This is a genomic window from Sinorhizobium medicae (assembly GCF_007827695.1).
Classification (GTDB): Bacteria; Pseudomonadota; Alphaproteobacteria; order Rhizobiales; family Rhizobiaceae; genus Sinorhizobium; species Sinorhizobium medicae.
On record NZ_VITA01000016.1, the window covers coordinates 52,746 to 78,786 of the forward strand.

Consider the following 26,041-nt stretch of genomic DNA (forward strand, 5'->3'; position numbering starts at 1 on the left):
TATAGAAAAATGCACCGCAAAAGCCAATGCCCCACGGCTTTTTGCCACCGCATTTGAAAAAGGTGTTGCTAAACAGCGACCGGGTGCCGTGATCGGCCTGAGCGAAAATGCGCGCTCCACCACGTGCAGCCGACATCGCATCTCGGGTACGGCGCACTCAAAAATGCCTCGTCCCGTTGAGAAATGCACCCGGAAGCTCGCATGACGTGTGGATTTGCGGCGTATTTCAGGATAAATGCATCATCCATCATCGCCCATGTGTCAATGGCCGGGGCCGAGCAGCGTGCGCGTTCAGCGCCTGCGGCTCCGGGCGTTCGCGGCAAGTGTAATCGACGGGTGACGGGGCTTTTTTGATCTCGATCAAGGCAGCCGTCACGAAGTGCGCTAATTGGCCTCCGGATCGGCATATCGTTTCGCGCTTCGCATCAGAGCAGCCCGGCAAGTCTCCCTTCGGCTGTCTTTGCGCCGGACAAACGAGGAGGAACATAGAAATTGCAGATCATGACCCAACCAAACCAAAAAAATTCCCATTCGGAGATCCCGATCGCATGTGTCGCCTGCCATGCCCGCGAAGGCGGCGTTTGCGGCACGCTCTCGCCGAGCCAACTCGCCCAAGTCGTCCGTAAAACCGCGCGGCGCCGCGTTCAACCGCAGATCGAAATAATTGGACAGGGCGACGGAATAGAGCATTGCGCGGCAATCGTTCGCGGAGTCGTGAAGCTGAGCAAGATGCTGGCGGACGGCCGTCAGCAGATTGTCGGGCTGCAATTCGCCCCCGATTTCCTGGGCACGCCCTTCCTTCGCGAGTGCTCGCTCAGCGCCGAAGCGGTCACGAACGTCGACCTCTGTGTCTTTCCGCGTGCGCTGATCGAGCGATTGGCCGCCGAGGCACCCGATCTGCAACGCCGCCTGCACGTGGAAACGCTGAAGAAATTATGCGCGGCGCGCGACTGGATGCTGACCCTCGGGCGCAAGACGGCGAAAGAGAGGGTCGCGAATTTCCTCTATCTCGTTGCCACGCGCATCAACTTCGAGGACGGCCCCGCAAGGGAATTCGACCTGCCTCTCTCCCGCGCCGATATCGCCGACTACCTCGGCCTGACCATTGAGACTGTCAGCCGCCAGATTACCAGACTGCGCAAGGAAGGCGTGATCCGCGTCGAAAACAGGCGCCGCATCATTGTGCCGGATATCCGCCGGCTGATGAAGAATGCCAGCATCGACAGTTGAGTGCATCCGTAAGCGTCATCATTGCAGGCAGCAGGCCACGACGGCACTCGGATCGCTATAGAGCCGCCAGAAGCAGAAAACCGAAGGCAAAGGCAGACGTCATCACCAGGCAGGCCGCATAGAAGACAGTGACGGCAGCGTCGATATCCTCGATGGCTGCGGCCGCACGACCGGCGGCGTTCATCATGGGCTCGTCCACCTTTACGCCGCCATAGACTCTCGGACCGGCAAGCTGAATGCCGATGGCGCCGGCCATCGCGGCCTCCGGCCATCCGGAATTTGGCGAACGGTGAAACCCGTGATCGCGCCGCGCCACCCGTATCGCGTTTTTTGCCTCTTCTTCACCGCACTTGAAATAGGCCCCGGCGGCGATCAGGAGTGCCGAGAGCCTTGCGGCGGGCAGGTTCGCCAGATCGTCGAGCCGCGCCGATGCCCAACCGAAGCGAAGATATTTCGGGCTTCTGTGGCCAATCATCGAATCGGCCGTGTTCAGCATCTTGTAGGCCAGAAGACCGGGCAGACCAGCAATTGCATACCAGAATGCCGGAGCAACGACGCCGTCCGAAAAATTCTCAGCCAGGCTTTCGATTGCTGCGCGGCATATCCCGGGCTCGTCGAGCGTGCTCGGATCGCGTCCGACGATCATGGACACTTCTTTGCGGCCGCCCGAAACTCCACCGCGACGTAAACCGACGGCAACCCTGGAAACGTGATCCGCGAGGCTCTTTTGCGCGAGGAAGATGGCAACGGTGACAACTTCGAGCAACGAGCCGAGGGCGCCAAGCACATCGAAGAGCCGGGCAAGCACGATACCTGAGCCGATGGCTGCGGCGAGCAGCATCAGAATACCGACCGCGCCGCGCACCTTCAGCCAGGTATTGGCAACCTCTCCGGTGTTCAGGGCCTTTTCGACGAACCCGATCGCCTGGCCGAAAAACACCACGGGATGCGTGATCCGCGACCAGAGCCAGTCCGGATCGCCAATGAGGCGATCCAAAAGCAGTGCCATGACGAGAAGAAGAAGTATTTCTGACGACACTTAAAAACCCATTCGATTAAACGCCTCTGCGAGCCGGCGGTCGCTTGCCGGGTTCGGTGACAGCCCGATTCGCAGCCAGCGCGGAGCATAGTCGAATTTGCGCGTCAGGATGTGCGCCTCGCAGAGTGCGGTATGAATATCGTGCGCCCGCTCGTGATCGACGAGTGCGAAGAGGCCGGTGCCGCCGACGATGTGAAGGCCCGCGCCAAAAAGCAGGGCGTCGAGCGCAGCTTTGCGCTCCGCGATACCGGCTTTGATCCGGTTCGTATCACCCTCCATCAGCTTCGCCGAGATGGCGAGTGCCGGCCCCGAGACCGCCCATGGGCCGAGCCAGTTGCGGAGCGCTTCCTCGATCGGGCGGTTCGCGACCACAAAGCCGAGGCGAAGCCCCGCAAGACCGAAGAACTTACCGAAGGAGCGGAAAACGATAAGATTGTCATGAGCCGCTACATGTCCGGCCACGCTTGCCGCCGGCTCCAGATCGCCGAAAGCTTCGTCCACCACGAGGAGTCCGCGATGAGTTCTCATCGCCTCCGCCATCGCAAGAATTTCATCCGGCGGAAAAAAACGACCCGTCGGATTGTTGGGATTGACGATGACGGAAAGTCCGTGCGCTGCCTGAAGATCATCGGCGTATCCGACAGTATCGACGGCAATGCCGGCGGCTCTCAGAACGCGTGCATACTCCCCATAGGTTGGAGCGAAGATGGCTGCCCTCTTCCCCGGATCCGCGATCCGCGGAAGCAACTGAATGACCGCCTGCGTTCCCGGCACCGGCAAGGGCATCAGCCCGCCGGTCCGGTAATAGCGGCTGGCCGCCGCGCGCGCTGCCTCTTCCACATGCCGGTCCGGCAGCCGATGCCAGGCCCGGGCATCGATCTCCGGCAGCGCCGCGGGACAGGGATTGATGCCCGTCGAGAGGTCAAGCCAGTCCTCCGGCCTGCCGCCGAAGCGCGCTGCAGCTTCCGAGATTCCGCCGCCATGGGTGATCGGATTGGGCATGGTCATTGCGAAAGATCGATGAGGTGCATGAAGGATCCGGCGACGTTCCGGCGTCTGAGCCCGGCGCGGCCAAGATCAACGCCTGCCGCATCCCTTACCGCGAAGAGAGGCTCGGCCGTGCCCTCTGAAACAATCGTGGCATAGTGAAATTCGTGCGCCGTCATCGGTCCCCGAAAGAATGCGTCGTCAAGCGGCGTCACGTGCCGATAGCCAAGATGTCGCTTGCGTTCGGCAAAGCTGGTGACAAGCGGCAAGAGCCCGAGCATCTCGTACTTCCCGCCATCCGCGGCAATAAGCCCCTCACCCAGCGTCATGTAGCCGCCGCACTCTCCGAAGATGCGCGTCCCGGCGCTGGCGGCCTTGTGCATGCCGATGCGGAAGGCCGCTGCACTGGCGAGGCGTTCGGCATGGAGTTCGGGGTAGCCGCCGGGGAGGTAGATCGCATCGGCATCCGGATGCGGTGCCTCGTCGGCAAGAGGCGAAAAGAATGTAATCTCACATCCTTGCGCGCGCCAGCCTGCGAGAAGATGCTCGTAGCAGAAGGCGAAGGCGACGTCGCGAGCAACGGCTGTCCGCTGTCCGACCGGCCTTGCCGCCTCGACACCCTCGCCCCTCGTCAGGGGCGTCGCGGCGCCAAGCATTGCATCGATATCGCAAGCCGATGCAACGCTTGTGGCCGCATTGTCTATGAAGGCTTCAAGCGAGCCGTGCTCGCCCGCCTGCACCAGACCCAGGTGGCGTTCCGGCAGCTTCAGCGCAGCGTCCTGCCGCAGCACGCCGAAGACCGGCATCGCGATTGCGGCAAGCGCATCGCGCAACATCCCCTCGTGCCGGTCGCTGCCGACCCTGTTTAGGATGACGCCGGCGACGTGAACGGTGTCGCGGTGGCGGGCATAACCGCCGACCAGCGCGGCCACGGAATGCGAAAGGCGCGCACAATCGACGACGAGGATCACGGCAAGCCCGAGCGCCGAGGCAAGGTCCGCCGGGGCGCCGGTGCCGTCCGCGGCACCATCATAAAGGCCCATCATCGCCTCCATGATGAGCACGGAGCCATCTTCAGTCGCGGCCGCCGCGTTGGCGAGGAGCAGTCCGGGGCGCATGGCCCAGGGGTCATAATTAAGGCAGGGTTTGCCGCTCGCAGCGGTGTGAAACGCCGGATCGATATAATCCGGTCCTGCCTTGCCAGGGGCGATCGATACTCCGCGCCGCTTCAGCGCCCGCATCAGGCCGAGGGTCACGGTGGTTTTGCCAGAGCCGGAACTCGGGGCTGCAATCATGATCCCCTTCATGCCGGATTCCGGAGAATGCGGCTCGAAAACGGATCGGGAGCAAGCGCTCGGCCTCCGAGCGCACCGAGCCAATCGAGTGAGGCGCGCAGCCGCACGACCTCGCCGACAACGACGATTGCCGGCGGCTCGAGTCCCGAAGCGGCGATGTCGGTTTCGCAGCGGCAAAGCGTTGTTTCAAGCACCACCTGCTGCGGTGTCGCGGCGTTGCAGACAAAGGCGACCGGCTCATCCGGCGAGCGACCGGCGGCGATGAGGTTGGCGGAGATCTGGCCGATATGTTTCATCGCCATGTACATGACGATGACTGGAGAGCCCCTGGCAATGCCGACCCAGTCGATCCTGTCCGGGACGACACCCGAAGAATCATGGCCCGTCAGGAATGTGACAGCATGATTGACCTCGCGATGGGTTACCGGAATACCGGCATAGGCAAGCCCGCCTATCCCGGCTGTGATGCCGGGAACGATGCGGAACGGTATGCGGTGCTCGACCAGGGTCAGTGCCTCTTCTCCGCCTCGCCCGAAGACGAAAGGATCACCGCCCTTGAGACGCAAGACTCTTTTCCCCTCGCGTGCCAGTTCGACGAGACGCAGCGAGATGTCGCGTTGCTTCGGCGAAGGCTTGCCGCCGCGCTTGCCCGCAAATTCGAGAGTTGCGCTCGGCTTGGCCAACTCAAGACAATCCGCGTTGACCAGGGCATCGTGAACGATCACATCGGCCTGACGGAGCGCATTCGCGGCATGCAACGTCAAAAGGCCGGGGTCGCCCGGACCCGCTCCGACGAGCCAGACCGAACCAGCCTCGAGTTCAGGCAAGCCGGTAAAGATATCCGTCATCGGTCGACACTCCGGGCAAAGCAAGGCATTCCATATGGTCGGACCGAGCAAGAACTTAAAGTCAGTATGAAGGAAACTGCCACAGACAATTGAATCGGCTGGTTAAAGGAAGTCCGTGTTTGAGCCAGCGTCATCGCAGGGTTCCCCTTGCAAAGTCAGCCGGTCCGGCGATTGCCACCGTTGCCCGAGCCGAGCGGATCTTAGGTACGAGCAGCACCGCATCAGATCCCGCACCCGACAGAGCCGCCCCCTCGGCAACACCGTGGCAGCCCGTATGAGCAAAGACCACTTTTGACGGATTTTTTAGACGTGGCGATTGCGCCTCCAGCGTGGCAGCGTCGAAGAAACGCGGCGGCACGGAAAAATGCCGCGCGACCGCGTGGATCGCCGGCTCCTCGGCGCGTGCGTCCAGCGAGGCCACAAGCGCGACATCCCGGCCGGAGACACCGGCGTGCGCGAGAGCCTGCTCTGCAAGCGCGATCACCTCTTCGGGCGCCGTGTCGCGTTCACATCCAAGGCCCATCACGAGCTTTGCGGTAACGAGGGTCATTCCTTCGGCGGAAGGCATATGCGGTGTGGCTCCCTGCAGCGTCGGCGTTCATACGAAGCGCCGGCGCGTGGCGAGATGCCTCATACCGGTCTGGACAGCACCGGGTAAAGCCCCCTGAATGGGTCGGCCGCACCGGACGCTCTTTCAGTCCGCCTGAACGGACGCCGTCGCATGATTGTCATTTTTAACGAAGGGCCTCTGGACGGTCAAACCGGATTGCGCCATTGGCGTGTCGTAAACCGTACGGAAGTCCGAAAATCGCGCTGAAGACAAATCTTTGCATTTCGGTATCACCTCTGACACAAGGCTGATGCAATTCAGCCGACCACTTCATCCGAGACGCCAGTGCACGACCTCGCCCTCCACATCCTTTTCTTTCTCTTCGCTGCGGCATTCCTTGCCGGCTTCATCGATTCGATCGCCGGCGGTGGGGGGATGATCACCATTCCGGCCATGCTGATTGCGGGGATTCCTCCGCTCGAAACGCTCGGCACCAACAAGCTGCAGTCCCTGTTCGGCTCCGGCTCTGCGAGCATCGCCTACGCCCGGCGCGGCCACGTCAACCTCAGGGAGCAACTTCCTATGGCGCTGATGTCGGCGGCCGGCGCCGTATTGGGCGCATTGCTTGCGACGGTCGTTCCCGCCGACATACTGGAGGCGGTGCTGCCCTTCCTGTTGATCGGAATTGCGCTCTACTTCGGTTTCAAACCTGATGTCGGCGACATCGACAAACACCGGCGGCTGTCGGTTTTCCTGTTCACCATAACCTTCGTCCCCCTGATCGGCCTCTATGACGGCGTTTTTGGTCCGGGCACGGGCTCTTTCTTTATGCTCGGTTTCGTCTCGCTGGCCGGGTACGGCATTCTGAAGGCGACGGCGCATACCAAGTTTCTGAACTTCGGTTCCAATATCGGTGCATTCTTCGTCTTTCTGCTGAGCGGCGTCGTGCTCTGGAAGGTGGGGCTGACGATGGGTGTCGGGCAATTCCTGGGCGCGCAGGTCGGCTCCCGCTATGCGATGGCCAAGGGTGCAAAGATCATCAAGCCGTTGCTGGTGATCGTGTCCATCGCGCTCGCCATCCGGCTGCTGGCCGATCCGGCGCATCCACTGCGGGTCTGGGTGGGGCTGTAGGCCGGTCGATGACCGACTGGCGGCGGACCGGCTGAAATGGCACTCGTTTCAAACGTTCCAGACGAGATGCCCGCCGCCCAGATCCGATGCCGGCGGGAAGGATGGCGTATAGTCCAGTGGGCGCACGGGACTTGGCAGGTCTTCCGCTTTTGGTACGAAATCCCGACGTGGTCTCGTCGGATCGGCCACGGGGACCGCAGCCATCAGTTTCTTCGTATAGGGATGCTGCGGATTCTCGAATATCTGTCGCCGCGTCCCCATTTCGACGAACCGGCCCATATACATGACCGCTACCCGATGGCTGATCTGCTCGACGACCGCCATGTCGTGAGAAATGAACAGGTAGGAGATGCCTGTCTCGTCCTGGATGTCCTGCAGGAGATCGAGCACCTGAGCCTGGATCGACACGTCGAGTGCCGCAACGGATTCATCTGCGACGATGAGCTTCGGTGACAGCGACAAAGCCCGAGCAATGCAGATGCGCTGCCGTTGCCCGCCGGAAAACTCATGCGGGTAACGCTTCATCTGCTCAGGCGATAATCCAACCCGCTTTAAGAGATATTCCACCCGGTCACGCAATGCGCTGCCGGTTGCCAGCCCATGGATTGCCAGAGGCTCCGCCACCAGATCGCCAACCCGCATGCGCGGATCAAGGGATGCGTAAGGATCCTGGAAGATCATCTGGACGTCTCGAAGGATGGGCCGCATCGTGCTCCCCCGTAAGCCGCGGGTGGAGCGTCCGTTGACGCGTATCTCCCCCGCCCATGGCAAAAGGTTCAACAGAGCCTTTCCGGTCGTCGACTTGCCACAGCCGGATTCTCCGACAAGAGACAGCGTCTCCCCCTTCAGCACATCGAATGAGATGCCCTCCACCGCGTGAAGGCGCTTGACCGGGCGCTGTAGAATGCCGCCCTTGATGTCGAAACGGACCGTCAGGTTTTTGACCTCGAGCATCGGCTGCTCGGCGTCGCTCGAAGATCCGGCGACCGCCCTTCCCGCAGCGCGCTTGGGTATCTCCGACCCTGCCATTTCGCCGAGACGCGGCACGGCCGAAAGAAGCTCCTTCGTATACGCATCCTCAGGACGCGCGAAAAGATCCTTGGTGGTTGCATGCTCGACAGTTCGGCCATGCTTCATCACCAGCACCTCGTCGGCCATCTCCGCGACCACGCCCATGTCATGGGTGATCATGATCACCGAAATTCCGTGATCGGCCTGCAGCTTGCGGATAAGCGCCAGGATCTGGGCCTGAACCGTTACGTCGAGCGCAGTCGTCGGTTCATCCGCGATCAGAATGCGCGGGTTCTGCGCGAGCGCCATCGCGATGACGATACGCTGACGCAAGCCACCGGAAAGCTCGTGCGGATACTGGCCGAGCCGGCGCTCCGGTTCCGGAATCTGGACCTGGTCCAGGAGTTCGACGGCGCGCGCATGCGAAGCGCGCCGGCCTCGGCTGCCGTGGGCGGTGATCGCTCCGACCAGTTGCGCACCGACGGTCATCACGGGGTTGAGCGAGGTCATGGGCTCCTGAAAGATCATCCCGATCTTGCGCCCGCGAACCTGCCGCATGCGTGCTTCGGGAAGAGCGAGTATGTCGTCACCATCGAGAATGGCCGAGCCGTCCGCGATTCGCGCCGTCGGCTTCGGCAGCAGTTGCATCAGCGACAGGGCCGTCATCGATTTTCCAGATCCGCTCTCACCTGCAAGGCAAAGCGTCTTGCCTGGAAGCAGATCGAAGGACAGCCGCTCCACGACGACCTTCGGCCCGGTCGGCGTGGCCACCTGGACGCTCAGGTCGTTCACGGAAAGCAGAGGGAGAGTCATCGGGCAAAGCCTTGGCAATGTCATCGAAGAACGTCCTGCCCCTCCAACCGGGGCAGGACCGGTTTCGTCACGCGAACACGACGCGCGGAAAATAGAAGGATACGACCCAGTTCGGCTGGTCGACGATCTCGCTGATGCGCAGATCACCGCAGACCGAGCAGAGCATATAGGCATCTTCCGGTTTCATGCCGTGTGTCGCACAGAGAAGGTCAATCATGCCGGATACGGCTGCACGCGCACCTTCCATCAGATCGCTTCCGATACCCGTCGTAACTTCATAGCCTTCGGCATCGAGATGCCGCGTGACCGGTCCGGGTGTGGTAAAGCGCGGCATGTGAAGATTCGCGCCCTTGACCACATCCAGCTTCACGACCACATCCATGGCGCTCTCGATGGCGGTTCCGCAGACTTCGCCATCACCCTGTGCCGCATGCGTATCGCCGATGGAGAACAAGGCGCCTTCGACCTCGACGGGCAGGTACAGGGTCGTTCCCGCCGCAAGGTCGCGAATGTCGAGATTGCCTCCCACACGCCGCGGCGGAACGACGGAATGCAGCCCCGGCTCCGCCGGGGCAAGCCCGATCGTGCCGGCGAACGGCTTCAGCGGAACCCGGCCGAACTCGCCAAAGGCAGCCGGAGCAAGGGTATCCGGATCATATTTCCAAAGGGCCAGCGCCGGCTCCTCAAATTGGTCGGCGAGGAGCCCGAAGCCGGGAATGTTGGCGGTCCAGCCAAAACCGCTTGGCTTGAAATGCTCGATGGTGACCTTCAGGGCGTCACCCGGCATGGCTCCATCGACATAGATGGGGCCGGTGACCGGATTGACCTTCGTGAAATCCACCGTCGAGACATCGGCCACCGTGCTGCCGGCAGTAAAATGGCCGGAGCCTGAATCGAGGCAGTTGAACTCGAGCCTCGATCCGGACGCCACGGTCTCCGCCGGCGGGATCGAACGATCCCAGCCGTAGTGGTGATGGCGTCCATGGATGGTGTAGTCGCAGTTACTGCACATCTTTTGCATATACCTGATCGTAGTGAACGGGAATGTGGACCGGATCGACGAACAGCTTGTCGTCGCCGCCGATACGCTCCGAGCGAATGGTAAAGCGCTCCTCGTTGAAGATCGGTGCCCAGGGTGCGTCCTCCATGATCTTCACATAGATGTCGCGCCACATGGCCTCGCGCTCGGCGGCCTTTGCCGGGTCTACGATGGCATCGGCTTCGGCTGCCTTCTTGTCGAGCTCCTCATTGCAGTACCAGGACCAGTTCCAGCCTCCCGGCACGGCACCGCCGCACCCCAGAATGGGGCCGTAGAAATTCGAGGGATCCGGGAAGTCGGCAATCCATGCCATGCCGCCCGACCAGACCATCGGCGCCTGGTTCTCCTCGCCGCCCGCCGCGATGACATTGGCCTGTGCCAGCGACTTTATCGATGCCGTGATGCCGATCGCCTTCAGGTCCTGCTGGATGGCCTGGGCGATACGCGGCTGAGGGTCGGTGTTCATGACATAGAGTTCGGTCGAGAACCCGTCGCCCAGGCCGGCCTGTTCGAGCAGCTTCTTGGCGCCCTCGGGATCATAGGCATATCCTTTATAATCCTTGGCATATCCCGGCATCGAGGGCGGCAGCGGCTGATTGGCGGCGACTGCGCGACCGTTGATGATGCGCAGGATGCGATCCTTGTTGATGGCCATGTTCACAGCCTTGCGCACCTCGACCTTGTCGAAGGGGGCCATCTTGACGTTCATCGTCACATAGCCGGTGTGCAACTGACCGCCCTGAATGATCAGCTCCTTGAAATTAGGATCTTTGGTCACCTCGACGAACTTCGCCGGCGGAATGCCGTCTCCGGGCACGTCGATTTCGCCGTTCTGCAGGCGAAGGAGCGCGACAACGGGCTCCTGGCCGACCTCGAAGGTAATGCGGTCAAGCTTCGGAAGCCCTTCGTTCCAGTAGTCGGCGAAGCGTTCGAACACCAGGCGTTGCCCAAGCGTCCACTCGGCAAGCTTGAACGCTCCGGAACCGACGGGATTTTTCCCGAAATCCGCACCGTGTTTCTCGACCTCTTCCTTTGGCACGACATGGGCAAAGTTGAGCGCCATGACGTGGAGGAAGGTGGCGTCCGGCCGGCTCAGTTCGAACCTGATTGTGTGCGGATCCTGCACGGCGATGCCGGACAGATCACCCCCCTTTCCGGCCGAGACATCTTCGAAGCCTTTGATCGATGAGAAGAACCCGGCACCCGGGCTCTGGGTCGTCGGATTCACCACGCGCTCAATCGAATATTTCACGTCCTCGGCAGTCAGCTCACGACCATTGTGAAACTTGACGCCCTGGCGCAGCTTGAACGTGAAGATTTTGCCGTCCCCGGAGATTTCATAGGCTTCGGCAAGATCGGGACGCAACTCGGTCGTGCCCGGGACATAATCCATCAGGCCGTCGAACAGCGACTTGATCATCGACCAGTTCTGCCAGTCGTAGCCGATCGCCGGATCGAGTGTCGAAACATCGTCCTTATAGGTGACGGTCATTTCGCCACCCTGCTTGATGTCGTCGGCGAATGCGGGATTTCCCATCAGTGCGGCGGCGCAGACGCCGGCCAGTAACAAGTTCCTCATCTGAAGTTCCTTTCTGTTGCTGCAGTTTGTTCTTCCCGCGTCAGCGCAGCTTGATGCGCGGGTCGATAAGCGGCGTGATGAGGTCGGCGAGCAGATTGCCGAGCACGATCGCGAACGCCGAGACGAGCGTGACGCCCATGATGATCGGGATGTCCACCCGCTGGATCGCCTGCCAGGCCAGCTGGCCGATCCCGGGCCAGCCGAAGACGCTTTCCACCACCACGATACCTGACATGAACAGGCCGATATCGATGCCGATCATCGCGATGACAGGAAGGATCGCGTTGGGCATTGCGTGCCGGAACAGGACCTTGGCGCGACCGTTGCCGGTTGCGCGCGCCGTACGGATGAAATCCTGACGCATCACTTCGATCAGCGACGAACGCATCATGCGCGAATACCAGCCGGCCCCCAGAAAACCGAGCGTGAGGGAGGGCAAGACCAGATGGGCGAAGGTGCCGTAGCCGCCGATCGGAAACCAGCCGAGCTTCACGGCGAAAACGTAGAGGAGCAGGATTCCGACCACGAACTGCGGCGCCGATACACCGACAAATGACGCGATCATCAGCGTATCGTCGGTGCGTGAGCCGCGCCGAAGTGCTGCAACGATGCCCATCGTCAGCCCGAAGATCAGTTCACAGGTAATGGCTCCGGCCATCAGCAGGAGACTTGCCGGAAGGCGCGATGCGATCAAAGTCGAAACTTCGGTCTTCTGCAGATAGGATCGGCCGAAATCGCCCTGCACGAGGCCCCCGACATAACGCATATACTGTTCGTAGAAGGGCAGATTGAGCCCGAGCTGTTCGCGGATGTTCTCCACGGTCTGGGCCGTTGCACTGCGGCCGGCGATCTGCCTCGCCGGATCGGCCGGGATCAGGTACAGCAGAATGAAGGTGACAAAGCTGATGCCGAGCAGGATGACGACCGTCTGAAGCAGTCGCCGCGCAATATAGGCCATCATCAATGCCTCCCCTGCTGCGTCGGATCGAGAACATCGCGCAGCGCATCACCGACCAGATTGAAGGCGAGCGCAAGCGCGAGGATCGCGGCACCCGGTATGAACACCAGCCAGGGTGCCGAGGTGAAATAGGTCTGGTTTTCGAAGATGATGTTGCCCCAGGAGGGAATGGGCGGCTGCACGCCGATGCCGAGGAAAGAAAGCGTCGCCTCCAGAAGTACTGTCGTCGCGATACCGAGCGTCGCCCAGACGATGATAGTGGACAGGAGATGCGGCAGGATGTGACGGAAGAGAATTCGCCCGGCACCGGCCCCCAGAGCGCGCTCCGCCGTGACGAAATCGCGCTCGGCAATCGAGCGGGTTTCCGTATAGACGACGCGGGCGATCTGCACCCAGTTCACCATGGCGATGACCATCGCCACGATCCACAGGCTGGGGGTGAAGATGGCGGCCAGAACGATGGCGAGGAGAAGCGCCGGGAAAGCCATCATCAGATCGGTGAAGCGCATCAGCACGGTGTCCACCCAGCCCCGAAAATAGCCGGCTGCAATGCCGACGAGCGAGCCGATGAGAACGGCAATGCCATTGGCGACCACGCCGATGATGAGCGAGGTACGCGCACCGTATATCAGGCGGCTCAGCAGATCGCGTCCGACAAGATCGGTACCCAGCCAGAATTGGCTATTGGGCGGCAGCGGCGCGCCTTCGATGGTCAGGCCCTCGAAGAACTGCTCGTGCGGGTCATATGGCACTATCCATGGCGCAAGCGCTGCTGCGCTTACCACCACGACGATGATTGCAAAGCCGATGATCGCGAGCGGCCTCCGCAGGAGACGCGCCAACACGCCCGGTGTCCTATTATCTTTACTGCGCGCCGTTTCAGCGACCATTGTCGGCATTCTTCAATCCGTGGTTAGCGAATTCCTCAACGATGGCTGCAGCGACGTCCTCGATGCTGCAGCGTCGTGTCATCGCGGTCAGACGCAGATGCTGGTAGGCTTCATTCGCCCCGCAATTTTTGCGAAGCATCAGCAGCGCGGTCGCCTGTGCGAGTTCCTGGCGCCTCGCGAGGCGCTCCTTCAGCGCGGCGACATTGCGATCGAGCGCGCGGCGGCGGGCGAAACTGTAACTCGCGACCATCAGAGCACTGTAAAGTCCGGCGCTCCCGATCGGCTTCAGAAGCTGGGCGTCGGCCCCTTGCGCGATGGTCCAGGCAATACGGCCGGGTGCCTCCGAGCCGATCAGCGCGATGAGCGGCAGAGGCGCCTCCCCCGGTCGCCAGGGAAACTGCTCGTCATGCCCCATATCCGCATCGATCAGGAGGACGTCGAACTCCTCGGCAGATCGAGCCTCGGGAAAGGTCGGCCAGGCCTGCTCCGCCGCAGCCCCGATACGGGCGCATTGCGCGAAGAGCGCGTCTACGTTCCGGTGAGGCCGGTGCAGGATGAGCATCCGCCAGCCGTCGAAATTCGGGGTGACATGAACAGAACTCATTTCACCACCCTCAGTTCAGGCCGCACTTCATCCCGCCCAAGTGGGCGGACGAGCGGCGTGGATGTCAGAAAAGGATCCGGCGCGATGGCTTCATGTGAGCGCTTGACGATTTCGAAACTGCCGTCCGCACGCGCGCGGCCGATATGGGCCGGCAACTCCACATGGTTGGTCCATCGGTCGACGCTGATTGCGCCCAAAGGCGTGTCGACAGACTGGCCGCGCAGGGCGCCGCGCACGAGATCCGCATCGTCGCTGCCGCAACGCATGATCGCCTCGGCTATCATCACCACGGCGCTGAATGCCTGCGCGTAGAAAGCATCGACAATGGCACCGGGATCCAGGGCCGCAAGCGTCTTCAGGAAGGAGTCGTTTTCCGGCGACTGGAGCGTGCGGAAATAGCAACTGACCGTGAAATGCCCCGCCGCGGCGTGTCCGAGCCCGGTGATCTCGCCCTCATAGAGGTTGCAACTGATGATCGGGCATTTTTCCGGGCGGAAGCGATCATCGGCTTCACCGAGCGCCTGGTATGCGCGCAGGAAGGCATAGGAGGACGGGCCAATCAGATTGTTCAGGATGAAGTCCGGTCTCTTCTCACGCACTTCATCGATGAGGTGGTCGATATCCGTGTCTCCGATCGACACAAAGCGCTCGCCCAGGACCTCGCCACCCGAGCGGTGGAGAATGTCGCGTGCGATCCGGTTGTTCTCCCAGCCCCAGATATAGTTCGCGCCCACAAGCATCGCTCTGCTGCCGAAGCGCGGCGCGATATAGTCGAGAAGCGGCACCAAGTGCTGGTTGGCACAGGCGGCAACGTAGATAAGGTTTTCGGAAACCTCGAAGCCTTCGTAGACGCATGGATACCAGAGCAGCGCGTCGAGTTTCTCGACCACCGGAATCGCTTCCTTGCGGCTCCAGGACGTGGTGCAGCCCACCACGTGGCGGACATCACGCTCGCGGATCAGCTGCCTGCAAAGCGATGCATAGCGGTCCGCCTCGCCCGCGGGATCGAAATGATGTGCCTGCAGATTGAATGGAAAACGCCGGGATGCATTGATATGCGCAATCGCCGTCATGGCGCCGCGAAAGCCCTGCCTCGCAGGCTGCGCGTAGCTGCCGCTTCCCGAGAACAGTACCCCCACCGGAAAGGAAATTTTGCCTGCCATCCGCCCCTCGAAAAGCAAAAAGGCCCCGCCGAGAAACAGAGTTTCTCTTCGAGGCCCAGATGCCGATACGTAATTTCAGCCAAGCCTAACGTTAGGATACGGCTTGTCAATACGGATGGACAGATTTCCGCCTGGGATGTGCCCACCGGACCGGCTGTATTACAGGAAATAAGGTGGAGATTTGTCGTGGACAGCTCTGCGCGACGCACTCCAGAAGTGGTTCTCCGGGCGGCCCTCTCCTCGACGATAGGCGGGGCTGATCTTGGCGCGGCTGATGGCGGAGGTGAAAGCGGCGGGCCAGCCACCCAGCGCGCTCATGACTATCGCCGCAGTCGCCGGTGCGAATGAATGCAAGGTGGTGACGGATAACGAAAAGGACTGCGCCGGAATTCAGGTCGTCAATCCAATACGCCGGCCAACACGCCGGCCAATACGCCGGGCTGTCTGATACCGACAGCCTAACCGGAAGTCCGCGGTGACCGTTGTGCAGAACTATCAGAATACCGCCAGCAGCAGAGCGCCAGCCGCGATCAGGCCCACACCGAGCCAGTTCATCAGGTTGAGTTTCTCGCCGAGAAAAAGCACGCCGAACAGTGCAACCAACACGATCGACAGCTTGTCGATCGGTGCGACGCGAGCGGCATCGCCGAGCTTCAACGCGCGAAAATAGGCAAGCCAGGAGGCCCCTGTCGCAAGACCGGATAGGCCAAGGAAGAGCCAGGTCCGCCCGGAAATCTCCGTCGGGCGCTGCCATTGTCCGGTCGCGGCAACGATGCCGACGACCACAACAAGAATGACACCCGTCCGGATCAGCGTCGCGAAATCGGAGTTGACATTGGCGACACCGACTTTGGCGAAGATGGCAGTCAGCGCTGCGAAGGCCGCGGACAGCAGCGCCCAGAACTGCCAGCTCTGCGTCATCAGAATTCGACGCCCTTCTGGCCCTTGATACCCGAGCGGAATGGATGCTTCACCAATTCCATCTCCGTCACAAGATCTGCAATCTCAATCAGGTCCTCCTTGGCGTTACGGCCTGTCAGGACCACATGCGTCATGTGCGGCTTCTCCTCCTTGAGAAAGCGAACGACCTCGGCGACGTCGATGTAGTCATAGCGCAGGGCGATGTTGATTTCGTCGAGGAGGACCATGGAGTTGCGCTCGTCGCGGATGAGTTCCTTGGCTTTCTCCCAGGCCTTGGCCGCCATGGCGATGTCGCGTGCGCGGTCCTGCGTTTCCCAAGTGAAGCCCTCGCCGAGCGTGTAGAACTGGCAGATGTCGCCGAAGTGTTTCTCGATCAGGTCGCGCTCGCCGGTGTGCATGGCGCCCTTGATGAACTGAACGACGGCACAGGGCATGCCGTGGGCGATGTGGCGAAAGATCATGCCGAAGCCCGCGGTCGATTTGCCCTTGCCCTTGCCGGTGTGGACGATGATCAAACCTTTTTCGTCCGTCTTCGTGGCCATGATCTTGTCACGGGCGGTCTTCTTCTTCGCCATCTTCAAGGCATGACGCGCTTCGTCCTTTTCGGCAGTCGGTTCGCCGGTATTCGCGATTTCCTCGCTCATGTTGTCCTCCCTATTGATTTCCGGCCAGAAGGCGGTCAGTAGCCGCGCGGCCGGAAAGGCTGTTCAGTTCGAATCGCGCCGAATTGGAGCGCGGGTTCCACAGTCCTCTATCGATAGCCTCCAGCAGCCGCTCGGACATTTCCGAAAGCGCGGCCGGGTTCTTCTCGCGAAGAAACCCGAGAACCTTCTCGTCGGCGATATAGGCTCGATAGGCGGCCTCGAAGTGATGATCGCGCACCGCGCCTGTGGTCGCAGCGAAGGCGAACATGTAATCGACCGTCGCGGCGATTTCGAAGGCGCCCTTGTAGCCGTGCCGCATCACGCCGTCGATCCATTTCGGATTGACGACACGGCCACGCACGACGCGGCCGATCTCCTCCTCTAGCGAGCGGATGACGGGCTTTTCCGGGCGCGAATGGTCGTTGTGGTAGATGGCCGGACGCTGGCCGGCGAGATGCTCCGCCGCCGCGCTCATGCCGCCCTCGAACTGGTAATAGTCGTCGCTGTCGAGCAGATCGTGCTCGCGGTTGTCCTGGTTCTGGACAACAGCCTCTATCGAGCGCAGGCGATCCTCGAAAATGCCACGCTCCGCCTTTCCATCCTCGCCGGCACCGTAGGCATAGCCGCCCCAGGTGAGGTAAGCCTCTGCAAGATCGCCGCGCGTTTGCCAGCCCTTCTCGTCGACAAGCGCTTGCAGGCCCGCGCCGTAAGCGCCGGGCTTCGAACCAAAGACACGATAGGAGGCACGGCGTTGAGCCTCTTTTGGGTCGGTGCCCCGCTCTTCCCATCGCCGCGCTTCGGCACGCATGCGGGCGGCGATCACATTGTCGGCATCGTCCTCGTCGAGAGCCCCGACGGCGCGGACCGCTTTGTCGAAGAGAGCGATCTGCTCCGGAAAAGCATCACGGAAGAAGCCGGAAATTCGCAAGGTGACGTCCACGCGGGGGCGGCCGAGGATGGCGAGCGGTACGATCTCGTATCCGGTCACCCGCCGCGAGGCCATGTCCCAGACGGGCTTGGCGCCGATCAGCGCCAAAGCCTGAGCGATGTCGTCGCCGCCCGTGCGCATGTTGGAAGTGCCCCAGGCCGTCAGTCCGAAGGAAGATGGCCACTCGCCATGATCCTGCAGATATCGGCGGATAAGCAATTCCGCCGATTTCTTGCCAAGCTCATAGGCCGCGGGCGTCGGCACGGAACGGCTGTCGACCGAATAGAAATTGCGGCCCGTCGGCAGCACGTCCGGCCGGCCGCGCGTCGGCGCACCGGACGGACCGGGGGCGACGAACCGGCCGTCGAGACCGGTCAGAAGACCCTTGATTTCCGCCTCGCCCGAACGCTCGATCGAGGGCTTCAGGCGCATCTCGACCTCGTCAAGTACGGCTCGGGTGTTGGCCCAATCCATCGAGCAGGCGATTTCGCCTGAAACGAGCTTCGCCGCAAGCAGTTCGATACGCTCGACGGTGTCGCCGGCGGTGCGCCAGGGCGCATCCGAGAGGGTCGCGAGGAGATCGGGCCTCGTACCGGTCCAAGGATCGGACATGACGCAATCCAGCGGGTCGAAGGGTTGGGTGCGTGGCAGTGCCGCTGCATACAACCCCAGGTCCGCCGCAATCGCACGCTGCAGGCTCTGATCCCCACCCTCACCCATGCCCCGCGGTACTCGGGCGAGCGCGACGGTGAGATCGGTCAGGAGCCGCCCCTTGGGCGCCAGGCCGAAAACGTGCAACCCGTCGCGGATCTGCATTTCCTTCAGGTCGCAGAGATAGGCGTCGAGCTTTTCGAGAGCCCGGTTTTCAGTGTCAGCCTTGTCGATGCCGGCGTCGTGATCAAGCCCGATATCTCGTACGAGGTCGAGAATCTGCCGGCTCAGCAGCCTCAGCCGGCGCGGATCGCCGCCAGCAGCCTCGTAATACTCATCGACCAGCGCCTCCAGGTCCTTCAGCGGTCCGTAGGACTCGGCCCGCGTCAAAGGTGGCGTGAGATGGTCGATGATGACGGCACTCGTTCGCCGCTTGGCTTGCGTGCCCTCTCCGGGATCATTGACGATGAAGGGATAAAGATGCGGCGTCGGACCGAAAATCGCCTCGGGATAGCAATCCTGGGAAAGCGCCAGCGCCTTTCCGGGAAGCCATTCGAGATTGCCATGTTTTCCCATGTGAACGATGGCATGTGCGCCGAAAACCGCGCGCAGATAGGCATAGAAAGCAAGGTAGCCGTGCGGCGGCACAAGGTCCGGAGCGTGATAGGTTTCCTTCGGATCTATATTGTAGCCACGCGCCGGCTGGATGCCGACAAGCACTTCGCCGAAGCGCGCGAGCGGCAGGGCGAAGACGCCGTCGAGGAAGAACGGGTCGCCCTCGGGCGCGCCCCAACGCGCGGTCATCTCCTGATGAATCTTTTTCGGAAGAGTGCCTAAGAAGTCTCTGTATTGGCTCAGCGAAATCGTTTCGCGAACTTCACGGTCGCGGCTCGCGGCATTTGTCGGCCCGGCCATCAGAAAACGCATGAGGGCGTCGCCGTCTTCGGGCACATCGCCGACAGCGTAACCCTCTGTCGCCATGGCCCTCAGCACCTCGATTGTCCCTGCTGGCGTGTCGAGTCCAACACCGTTGCCGAGCCGGCCGTCGCGGTTTGGATAATTGGCCATGACGATGGCGACCCGGCGCCTTTGAGGTTGTGTTCGACGCAGGCGAGCCCAGTTCGAGGCAAGGCGCGCGGCAAAACGGACACGGTCTGCGAGCGGCTCGTGGCCGACGATGTTCGCTTCGACGAGCGGATCATAAATCGACGCTGCCTTGAACGATACGGCGCGCGAGAGGACGCGCCCATCGACTTCCGGCAAGGCGACGTTCATGCCGAGATCGCGCGCCATCAACCCTTGCGCCGAGGCTTCCCAGGCCTCCCGCGACGACCCGGAAAAGATCACCTGCAGCACCGGCGCGCCGTTTGCTTCGAGTACGGTCGGCCGGCGATCCGCGCCGGGAGCGGAGACGGCAAAGCCGGTTGCGTTCATCACGACATCCGGCACAGCCTCGGCGAAGATCGCTTCGAGTGTTCCGATCGAGACCTGATCCTTGAGACTGGAGACGAAAACAGGAAGTGCCCGCACACCCTCGGCCGCAAGCGCCTCGATCAGCGCTTCCACCGGTTTCGTCTCCCCGCTCTGCACGAGAGCACGGTAGAAGCAGATGGCGACCATCGGTTCGGATTCCGGACTGTCCGCCGGATCTTTGTCGCCCCGACGCAGTTCCGACAGGCGCCCCCATTCCTCGACGCCGATTACCCCCGCGCCGGGCCACCAGATACCGGCCTTGAGCAGCGGCCGCGCCTGCTGCGGCTTCTCGCAGCCATCGATCAGTGCCTCTGCATAATCGAGGAGAAGGGCGGCATTATCGGCGCCGCCTTCGTTGAAATAGGCCCAAAGGTGCTGACGGTCTTCCACTGACACGGTCGAAAAGGGATCGAGGCCGGGGTCCCGCTTGTCGTCACCCGGCAAGACAGCAATCTGGAACTTGTTGGTGACCGCGGCGGCGTACAGCGCCTCCACGATATAGCGGAAGTAGCTTGCACCGCCGAGCGTCCGAACGATGATCAGTTTCGCATGTCTCGCCGTGCGCTCGACATAAGTGTCGACGGACATCGGATGCATGAGATTCATCAAGCTGGCGATCCGCAGGCTTCTTGCGCCCGCGCGCTGGCGGTGGGCAGCAGCGACCGAGGCAAGCTCCGTATCGGCCGCGGAGAGGAACACGATGTCGCCCGGGCTCTGCCCGAGGTCGATCGCCTCGTTGCCGTCGGCGATCGTACCTTTCTGGGCTAGGAGGAGATGCATGGATGCTCCTCGATTTCCGCGCGCAAGGTCAAAACCACCTTACACAAGTGCCGATATTGCCGCCCGCAGGGCAGGCTCATCCATGTCATGCAGGCCTATGACGACCAGCCGTGTGCTGCGCGTTTCGCCCGGAGCCCATGCGCGATCGAAATACTGGTCGATGCGGCTGCCCACCGCCTGTATCAGGAGGCGCATCGATTTGCCGGGAACGTCGACGAAACCCTTGAGGCGCAGCACGTCGTGCTGTGCGATCACATTTCTGAGCCGTTCCACGAAAACGGCAGGATCGGCTATGGCACCCAGTTCGACGACGAAGCTGTCGAATTCGTCGTGATCATGCTCCTCGCCCGCCTCGTGCTCCATCTCGTGGTGAGACTTGCGGTTGACGATGTCGCCCTCCGTACCCACCCCGAGCCCGAGCAGGATGGCAGCTGCTACCTCACCGTTCTTCGCCTCGATCATGGTGGGCTTGCGGTTGATGCGTGAGGCCACTTCATCGCGCACCGACTTCAACCCCGCGGCATCGATGAGATCCGTCTTGTTGAGAACGATGAGGTCGGCAGCTGTGAGCTGGTCCTCGAAGAGTTCTTCGAGCGGGCTCTCATGATCGAGATTTTCATCGCCTGCGCGGAGTGCGTCCACCTTGTCATGATCGTCTGCGAAGCGGCCCGCGGCAACGGCGGCGCTATCGACGACGGTAACGACGCCGTCGACCGTTACCTCGCTGCGGATGTCCGGCCAGTTGAATGCCGCGACGAGCGGCTGCGGCAGCGCCAGGCCCGAGGTCTCGATGATGATATGGTCCGGACGGTTCTCTCTTTCGAGCAGCTTCGTCATGGTCGGAATGAAGTCGTCGGCAACAGTGCAGCAAATGCAGCCATTGGTCAGCTCGATGATATCATCCTCCGTGCAGGCTTCAGCTCCGCAACCCTTCAACACGTCGCCGTCGACGCCTAGGTCGCCGAACTCGTTGATGATCAGCGCGATGCGCTTGCCGTCGGCATTCTGCAGCAGATTGCGGATCATCGTCGTCTTGCCGGCACCGAGAAACCCGGTGATGACGGTAGCGGGAATCTTGCCCTGCTGAGACTTCGCGAGTGTCATGGATCAACCCTTCATTTTCAGCGGCAGTCCGGCCGCGACAAAGTAAACTTCTGCGGATTTCTCCGCCACGATCTGGTGGAGCCGGCCGGAGTGATCGCGAAAGTCGCGCGCCATCCGATTGTCCGGGACAATTCCGAGACCGACCTCATTTGAAACGAACACGAGGCGCGAGCGTGCCTCGGGCAGGAAGGCGGCGAGCGCTGCGAATTCAGCGTCCATGTCGCGCTCCTCCATCATCAGGTTGGTCACCCACAGGGTCAGGCAGTCGATGAGGACAGCACGCCCGGGATCATTGATTCGGCGAAGCAGTCCCACGAGCTCGAGCGGTTCCTCATGGGTGGTCCAGCCCTTGCCCTGCCGTGCAGCCTGATGAAGGACGATGCGTTCCCGCATCTCCTGGTCAAAAGCCCGGCCCGTCGCAAGGTAATGCATCGGCAACCCGAAGGTCTCGACGCGCTTTTCTGCGAAACTGGATTTGCCGGAGCGAGCGCCGCCCAACACGAGGGTGGGGCCGACGGAGGAAGTGGCCATGCTGCTCGCCTCAACTCTGGGTACGGAGGCAAAAGCAAAAGCGCGCGCAATAAGCGCGTTCGATCAGAAATCTATGAGCCACGACAACCTCCGTGCTGGCATTGGGGAGCATCTCCCCTCGGGCGGAATACCCTGACGGATGGCAGGTCTCCTGGCTCACGGCGCCACGGTCCTCGTCCGCACGTTTCCGACGGACCGATCCGGTCCGGAAAACGATGCGCAGAAGACCGAACGGTTCGCCTCGCCTTCCCGGCGTCTGCGGCATCGCGAAAGGCGGACGATTCGTAGAAGAAGAGGCGTCCTGCCCGGCTGATCGCGATGCCACGCCAGTGGCTTTTCCGGTATCCTGCCGAGGTTCGACGAAACTGCCCCATGCAGCGCCTCGAAACCGGCAAAATCCCCGATGGCGAACCCTGACCGTTCTACAGTCGCGGGGTCGGCTGCGATAAGGGCGCCCGGCATGGGTCCGCCCCGTCACATTCCCATTTACTCCCTCGCCCCACCTCGGCACGAGGGAACCATCCATGCTGCGTTAATTATGAAGCGTTGGCGGCAAAGTCAATCGACGGCCTGCGACAGCGCGTCCGCCGATTACGGCAGAAGCGCGCTTTCGGCTACTCCGAACGGGTAGGCAGACGGTTCCGCCCACATCATGGTAATAATCACGCTTGGGGTCCGCCGACATCGTGTCGATACGGTCATTCTCATTCACGCTCATGATCGCGGCTTTCATTGGCCGCAGAGGATCATCGTGGAGGGTGCGATGTTTGACTTGCGTCGTGTCGCAGTCGCTGCGTTGGGGGCAGCGCTTTACGGTTCCACACCGACAATTGCGGCCGAACCAGTTGGAGAGGCGGTCCGAATCAGGACCTCGGTCACCGGCAGCGGTGGACCGCTCGCGGAGCGGGACGCCGTTCATCGTGATGAGCGAATAAGCACGTCCAGATCGGGCCTCGGTCAATTCGTGTTCCGCGACGGCAGTAAATTGGCAGTGGGAGCCGGCTCTTCCGTCGTCATCGACAACTTCGTCTTCGACGACGCAAAAACCGTACAGAAACTGACCGTCGCCGCTGCCAAGGGAACGTTCCGATGGATCAGCGGGAATTCGAAGCACTCGGCCTATCAGATCCTGACGCCGGCCGGAACGATCGGCGTACGCGGAACCGTTTTCGATTTCTACATCGGCAAGGATGGAACGACAGCGATTGTTCTTTTGGAGGGGGCGGCCCGATTCTGCGGCCCGGCGGGGTGTCAGCAACTCACGCGCCGCTGCGATTGCGTGATCGCAAAACGCGACGGCACCATGACGGACACGCATAGAGCCGGGCGCAGCACGCTTTCGACGCTCGGCAACCGTAAAGCCCTTCCCTTCCTTTCAGGCGATCAAAAACTGTCCGCCTCCTTCGGGAGCATGAGCGGCAGTTGCGGAATTTCTGCGGCAATCGAGATCAAGCCGACAGCTCCGCACCGGGCACGCCCGCCGGAAAGAGCAACCCCGCAGAAGGCGCGCCCGGGCAAGACGCGCAGCAACGAGCCCGGTAAACGAGGTCTCGACAAGGGAAAGAAGGGACAAGATTCGGGGAAAAAGGGGCAGGACACCGGCAAGAAAGGCCAACTGGATACCGGTACGAAGAAGGGCCGCGGCTGAACGGGAGGAGACCCCTCCTCATGCGGGCTATTCAGCCGACCTGCCCTCGTTCTCGACGGCCATTTGTTCACCTGCGAAATGTTCCGCCCGGCGCGTGATCCGGCGGTAGAAATCCGACAATCCACCACATAGAGCCGACGCCTTTAGCTTCGCCGCATTCACGATTTCGCGACGCGGACGAAATCTCAATCGCAGAGATCCGATCAACTGCTCATGAAGGTGCTGCAGCTCTGAAAACTCGGGCGATGCGGCCACCCGCTCGTCACCCACGACGGCAAAGACCTGTGTTCGCGTGCTCTTGCCTTTCAACCCCAGCGACCCTGCCTCGAGCAAGGCGCATCTGCCGGCCGCTTTTGCCGCCGTATCGGATATCAGAATGTCGAAGCCTACATCCTTGCAGGCGGCCTCGATCCGAGCAGCGACATTGACCGCGTCACCAACCGCGGAATAGTTGAAGTGCATCTCCGCTCCCATGTTGCCGACGCAGGCAACCCCGGTATGAATGCCCACGCCGATGGCCACCGTTTGCTTGCTGCCGAAACCGAACGCATCGCTCTCATTCAGACGAGCGAGCGTTTCGCGCATGGCCAGGGCGGCGCGGACGGCTTTGCCCGTGTGATCGGCGACGTCAACAGGCGCGTTCCAGAATGCCATGATCGAATCGCCGATAAACTTGTCCAGCGTGCCCTCGTTCGCGATCACGTGGCGGCTCAACGCATCGAGAAGCGTATTGAGGAACCGGACCACCTCTCCCGGCGTGAGGCGCTCGCTCATCTCCGTAAAATTGCGCACGTCGACGAACATGATGGTCAATTCCCGATCGTCACCGCCAAGACGCAGGGCGTCTTGCGTATGCTCGATTCGATAGAGTAGCGACGGCGACAAGTATTGCCCAAAGGCGCGCCGCACCACGCGCCGCTCCCGGTCGATGACCAGGAAACGATAGGCCGTTGCCGCAAAATGGGTGATCGATCCGGCGAGAATGGGCGCCAGGGGGTCGAGTAACAAGCCCCCATAGAGAAAGGCGGACCAGGAGGCCACGAGGGCCAGCGCCGTTATCATGAGGCCGCATCCAAGCGCGACGGCTGGGCTGACGAAGGTGGTCAGCAGGACGAGCAGAATTCCGGCCACGGCAATGGCGAGTATCTCCAGCCCGTCTGCCCAATCCGGCCGTGAGAGAAACCGGCCGGACAGAACCTGTTCGACGGTCTGCGCGTGCAGCGACACGCCGGGCACGTTGTGCCCAAGCGCGGTGGTCCGAATATCCTGAAGGCCCGCTGCCGACGTGCCCACAAAGACAATGCTGCCTTCGATGGCCGCCCGCGTTTCAGAGGAGGCGCCGGCGGGCGCCAGCACCTGGCCGGCCGAGACATATCTTTCAGCACGGTCGGGACTGACATAAAGCCAGAGCTCACCGGTTGCCGTGACCGGCACGACGAACGCCCCAACCTTTATCAGTGTGATTGTGTCGGGTATGTCCGGAGCACCGGCAATAACGTATGTGGAGACCCCTTGGGCAACGCGGAGCGCTTCAATCGCCAGGTTCGGATAGAGCTGGCCGCCATCACTCAACAGCAGCGGGACGGCGCGCACGACCGCGGACCGGCTCCCGGGATTGAGACTGATATGTCCTAATCCGGCAGCACTGGTTTCGAGTTGCGACCTCAAAGGCGTCGCGGCCGTCAGTCGCGGCGGGGCATCGAACGGGCTTTCACCGGTGAAGGCGAAACCGGCTTTCACCGGTGGCCGGTAGTCTCCTGCATTTGAAAGGCCGAAGCCGAGGACGACGGGCCGGTCGGCGATGGACCGGGCAAATATCTCGTCATTGTCCGGCAGTAGCCCGAGGAGATCGGGATCGACGCCGGCGACATCGCGCATGACGCTGCGTGGCGACAGACGGTCGGGTTCGGAGAACAGGATGTCAAAGGCAATGACCGCCGCACCCAGTTCCGAGAGCCTGTCCACCAAGGCCGCAATGCGATCGCGCGGCCACGGCCACTGGCCGAACTCTGAGAGCGATGCCTCGTCGATGTCGACGACGCGAACGGGAACGTTCTCGAAGCTGCGCGGCGCCAGGCGTTGATATTCATCGAAGGTGAGGTCGCGGGCGAGCCGCAGAAGTGGTGGGTCGCTTGCACGCAGGGTCGTAAGCGCCGCCACGATCACAAGGCCGACGATGACCCCAAATAGCTGCGTGCGTGTCATGGCAGCGCCCTTCGCGCCG

The 26,041-nt window shown here is 61.9% G+C and carries 21 protein-coding genes; 3 read left to right on the forward strand and 18 right to left on the reverse strand.

From position 1 onward, the window contains the following. Window positions 1–501 precede the first annotated feature (501 nt). Window positions 502–1,230 (forward strand): helix-turn-helix domain-containing protein, encoded by a 729-nt coding sequence (locus tag FB009_RS23740; RefSeq protein WP_011975880.1) that lies wholly within the window; start codon window positions 502–504, stop codon window positions 1,228–1,230. A gap of 55 nt (window positions 1,231–1,285) precedes the next feature. Here the strand turns inward: FB009_RS23740 and cbiB are convergent, their stop codons facing one another. The 5 genes from cbiB to FB009_RS23765 form a co-directional block, all read right to left on the reverse strand. Next, entirely contained in the window at window positions 1,286–2,269 is a 984-nt protein-coding gene (cbiB, locus tag FB009_RS23745) for an adenosylcobinamide-phosphate synthase CbiB (protein ID WP_018012414.1), read from the reverse strand. Then, window positions 2,270–3,271: a threonine-phosphate decarboxylase CobD gene (gene cobD, locus FB009_RS23750; protein WP_011975882.1), complete on the reverse strand. Its 1,002-nt coding sequence runs from the start codon at window positions 3,269–3,271 to the stop codon at window positions 2,270–2,272. Window positions 3,272–3,273: 2 nt separating this feature from the next. Continuing rightward, a complete protein-coding gene (locus FB009_RS23755) occupies window positions 3,274–4,563 on the reverse strand; it encodes a cobyrinate a,c-diamide synthase (RefSeq protein WP_145161991.1) in 1,290 nt (429 codons plus the stop codon). Then, the gene (gene cobA / locus FB009_RS23760) at window positions 4,560–5,399 is read right to left on the reverse strand and encodes a uroporphyrinogen-III C-methyltransferase (protein WP_011975884.1); all 840 of its coding nucleotides are present in this window, start codon (window positions 5,397–5,399) and stop codon (window positions 4,560–4,562) included. Before cobA ends, FB009_RS23755 begins: the two co-directional genes overlap by 4 nt. Window positions 5,400–5,529: 130 nt before the next feature. Beyond that, entirely contained in the window at window positions 5,530–5,967 is a 438-nt protein-coding gene (locus FB009_RS23765) for a cobalamin biosynthesis protein (RefSeq protein WP_018208207.1), read from the reverse strand. Between the two features lie 327 nt (window positions 5,968–6,294). Here FB009_RS23765 and FB009_RS23770 point away from each other — a divergent pair, with 327 nt between their 5' ends. Then, window positions 6,295–7,080, forward strand: coding sequence for a TSUP family transporter (locus FB009_RS23770; protein WP_145161994.1), 786 nt, complete (start codon window positions 6,295–6,297; stop codon window positions 7,078–7,080). A 48-nt stretch (window positions 7,081–7,128) separates the two neighbouring features. Here FB009_RS23770 and FB009_RS23775 read toward each other — a convergent pair whose 3' ends face one another. The 12 genes from FB009_RS23775 to cobU form a co-directional block, all read right to left on the reverse strand. After that, window positions 7,129–8,904 (reverse strand): ABC transporter ATP-binding protein, encoded by a 1,776-nt coding sequence (locus FB009_RS23775; RefSeq protein WP_024311613.1) that lies wholly within the window; start codon window positions 8,902–8,904, stop codon window positions 7,129–7,131. Between the two features lie 67 nt (window positions 8,905–8,971). Next, complete coding sequence (locus tag FB009_RS23780) at window positions 8,972–9,916, reverse strand: acetamidase/formamidase family protein (RefSeq protein ID WP_011975888.1); 945 nt, start codon at window positions 9,914–9,916, stop codon at window positions 8,972–8,974. Further along, the gene (locus tag FB009_RS23785; RefSeq protein WP_011975889.1) at window positions 9,906–11,522 is read right to left on the reverse strand and encodes an ABC transporter substrate-binding protein; all 1,617 of its coding nucleotides are present in this window, start codon (window positions 11,520–11,522) and stop codon (window positions 9,906–9,908) included. Before FB009_RS23785 ends, FB009_RS23780 begins: the two co-directional genes overlap by 11 nt. 40 nt (window positions 11,523–11,562) lie before the next feature. Further along, window positions 11,563–12,483, reverse strand: a complete 921-nt coding sequence (locus tag FB009_RS23790) for an ABC transporter permease (protein ID WP_011975890.1) — start codon at window positions 12,481–12,483, stop codon at window positions 11,563–11,565. Next, on the reverse strand, window positions 12,483–13,379 hold the full coding sequence (locus FB009_RS23795; RefSeq protein WP_024311615.1) for an ABC transporter permease: 897 nt from the start codon (window positions 13,377–13,379) through the stop codon (window positions 12,483–12,485). The genes FB009_RS23790 and FB009_RS23795 overlap by 1 nt, the downstream gene beginning before the upstream one ends. Continuing rightward, window positions 13,360–13,974, reverse strand: coding sequence for an ANTAR domain-containing response regulator (locus tag FB009_RS23800; RefSeq protein WP_011975892.1), 615 nt, complete (start codon window positions 13,972–13,974; stop codon window positions 13,360–13,362). The genes FB009_RS23795 and FB009_RS23800 overlap by 20 nt, the downstream gene beginning before the upstream one ends. Continuing rightward, the gene (locus FB009_RS23805) at window positions 13,971–15,137 is read right to left on the reverse strand and encodes a transporter substrate-binding domain-containing protein (protein ID WP_011975893.1); all 1,167 of its coding nucleotides are present in this window, start codon (window positions 15,135–15,137) and stop codon (window positions 13,971–13,973) included. The genes FB009_RS23800 and FB009_RS23805 overlap by 4 nt, the downstream gene beginning before the upstream one ends. Window positions 15,138–15,632: 495 nt before the next feature. After that, window positions 15,633–16,058, reverse strand: coding sequence for an EamA family transporter (locus FB009_RS23815; RefSeq protein ID WP_011975895.1), 426 nt, complete (start codon window positions 16,056–16,058; stop codon window positions 15,633–15,635). Beyond that, a complete protein-coding gene (cobO, locus tag FB009_RS23820) occupies window positions 16,058–16,702 on the reverse strand; it encodes a cob(I)yrinic acid a,c-diamide adenosyltransferase (RefSeq protein ID WP_011975896.1) in 645 nt (214 codons plus the stop codon). The genes FB009_RS23815 and cobO overlap by 1 nt, the downstream gene beginning before the upstream one ends. Before the next feature lie 10 nt (window positions 16,703–16,712). Then, window positions 16,713–20,534 carry a cobaltochelatase subunit CobN gene (gene cobN / locus FB009_RS23825; RefSeq protein WP_127581350.1) on the reverse strand — a complete coding sequence of 1,274 codons (3,822 nt, stop codon included), beginning with the start codon at window positions 20,532–20,534 and terminating at the stop codon, window positions 16,713–16,715. Window positions 20,535–20,573: 39 nt separating this feature from the next. After that, complete coding sequence (gene cobW, locus FB009_RS23830) at window positions 20,574–21,638, reverse strand: cobalamin biosynthesis protein CobW (RefSeq protein WP_011975898.1); 1,065 nt, start codon at window positions 21,636–21,638, stop codon at window positions 20,574–20,576. A gap of 3 nt (window positions 21,639–21,641) precedes the next feature. Further along, window positions 21,642–22,169 (reverse strand): bifunctional adenosylcobinamide kinase/adenosylcobinamide-phosphate guanylyltransferase, encoded by a 528-nt coding sequence (gene cobU / locus FB009_RS23835; protein WP_011975899.1) that lies wholly within the window; start codon window positions 22,167–22,169, stop codon window positions 21,642–21,644. Window positions 22,170–22,932: 763 nt separating this feature from the next. Here cobU and FB009_RS23840 point away from each other — a divergent pair. Then, window positions 22,933–23,817 carry a FecR family protein gene (locus tag FB009_RS23840; RefSeq protein ID WP_024311617.1) on the forward strand — a complete coding sequence of 295 codons (885 nt, stop codon included), beginning with the start codon at window positions 22,933–22,935 and terminating at the stop codon, window positions 23,815–23,817. 27 nt (window positions 23,818–23,844) lie between these two features. Here FB009_RS23840 and FB009_RS23845 read toward each other — a convergent pair whose 3' ends face one another. Continuing rightward, window positions 23,845–26,022, reverse strand: coding sequence for a CHASE2 domain-containing protein (locus FB009_RS23845; RefSeq protein WP_011975901.1), 2,178 nt, complete (start codon window positions 26,020–26,022; stop codon window positions 23,845–23,847). Window positions 26,023–26,041 lie beyond the last annotated feature (19 nt).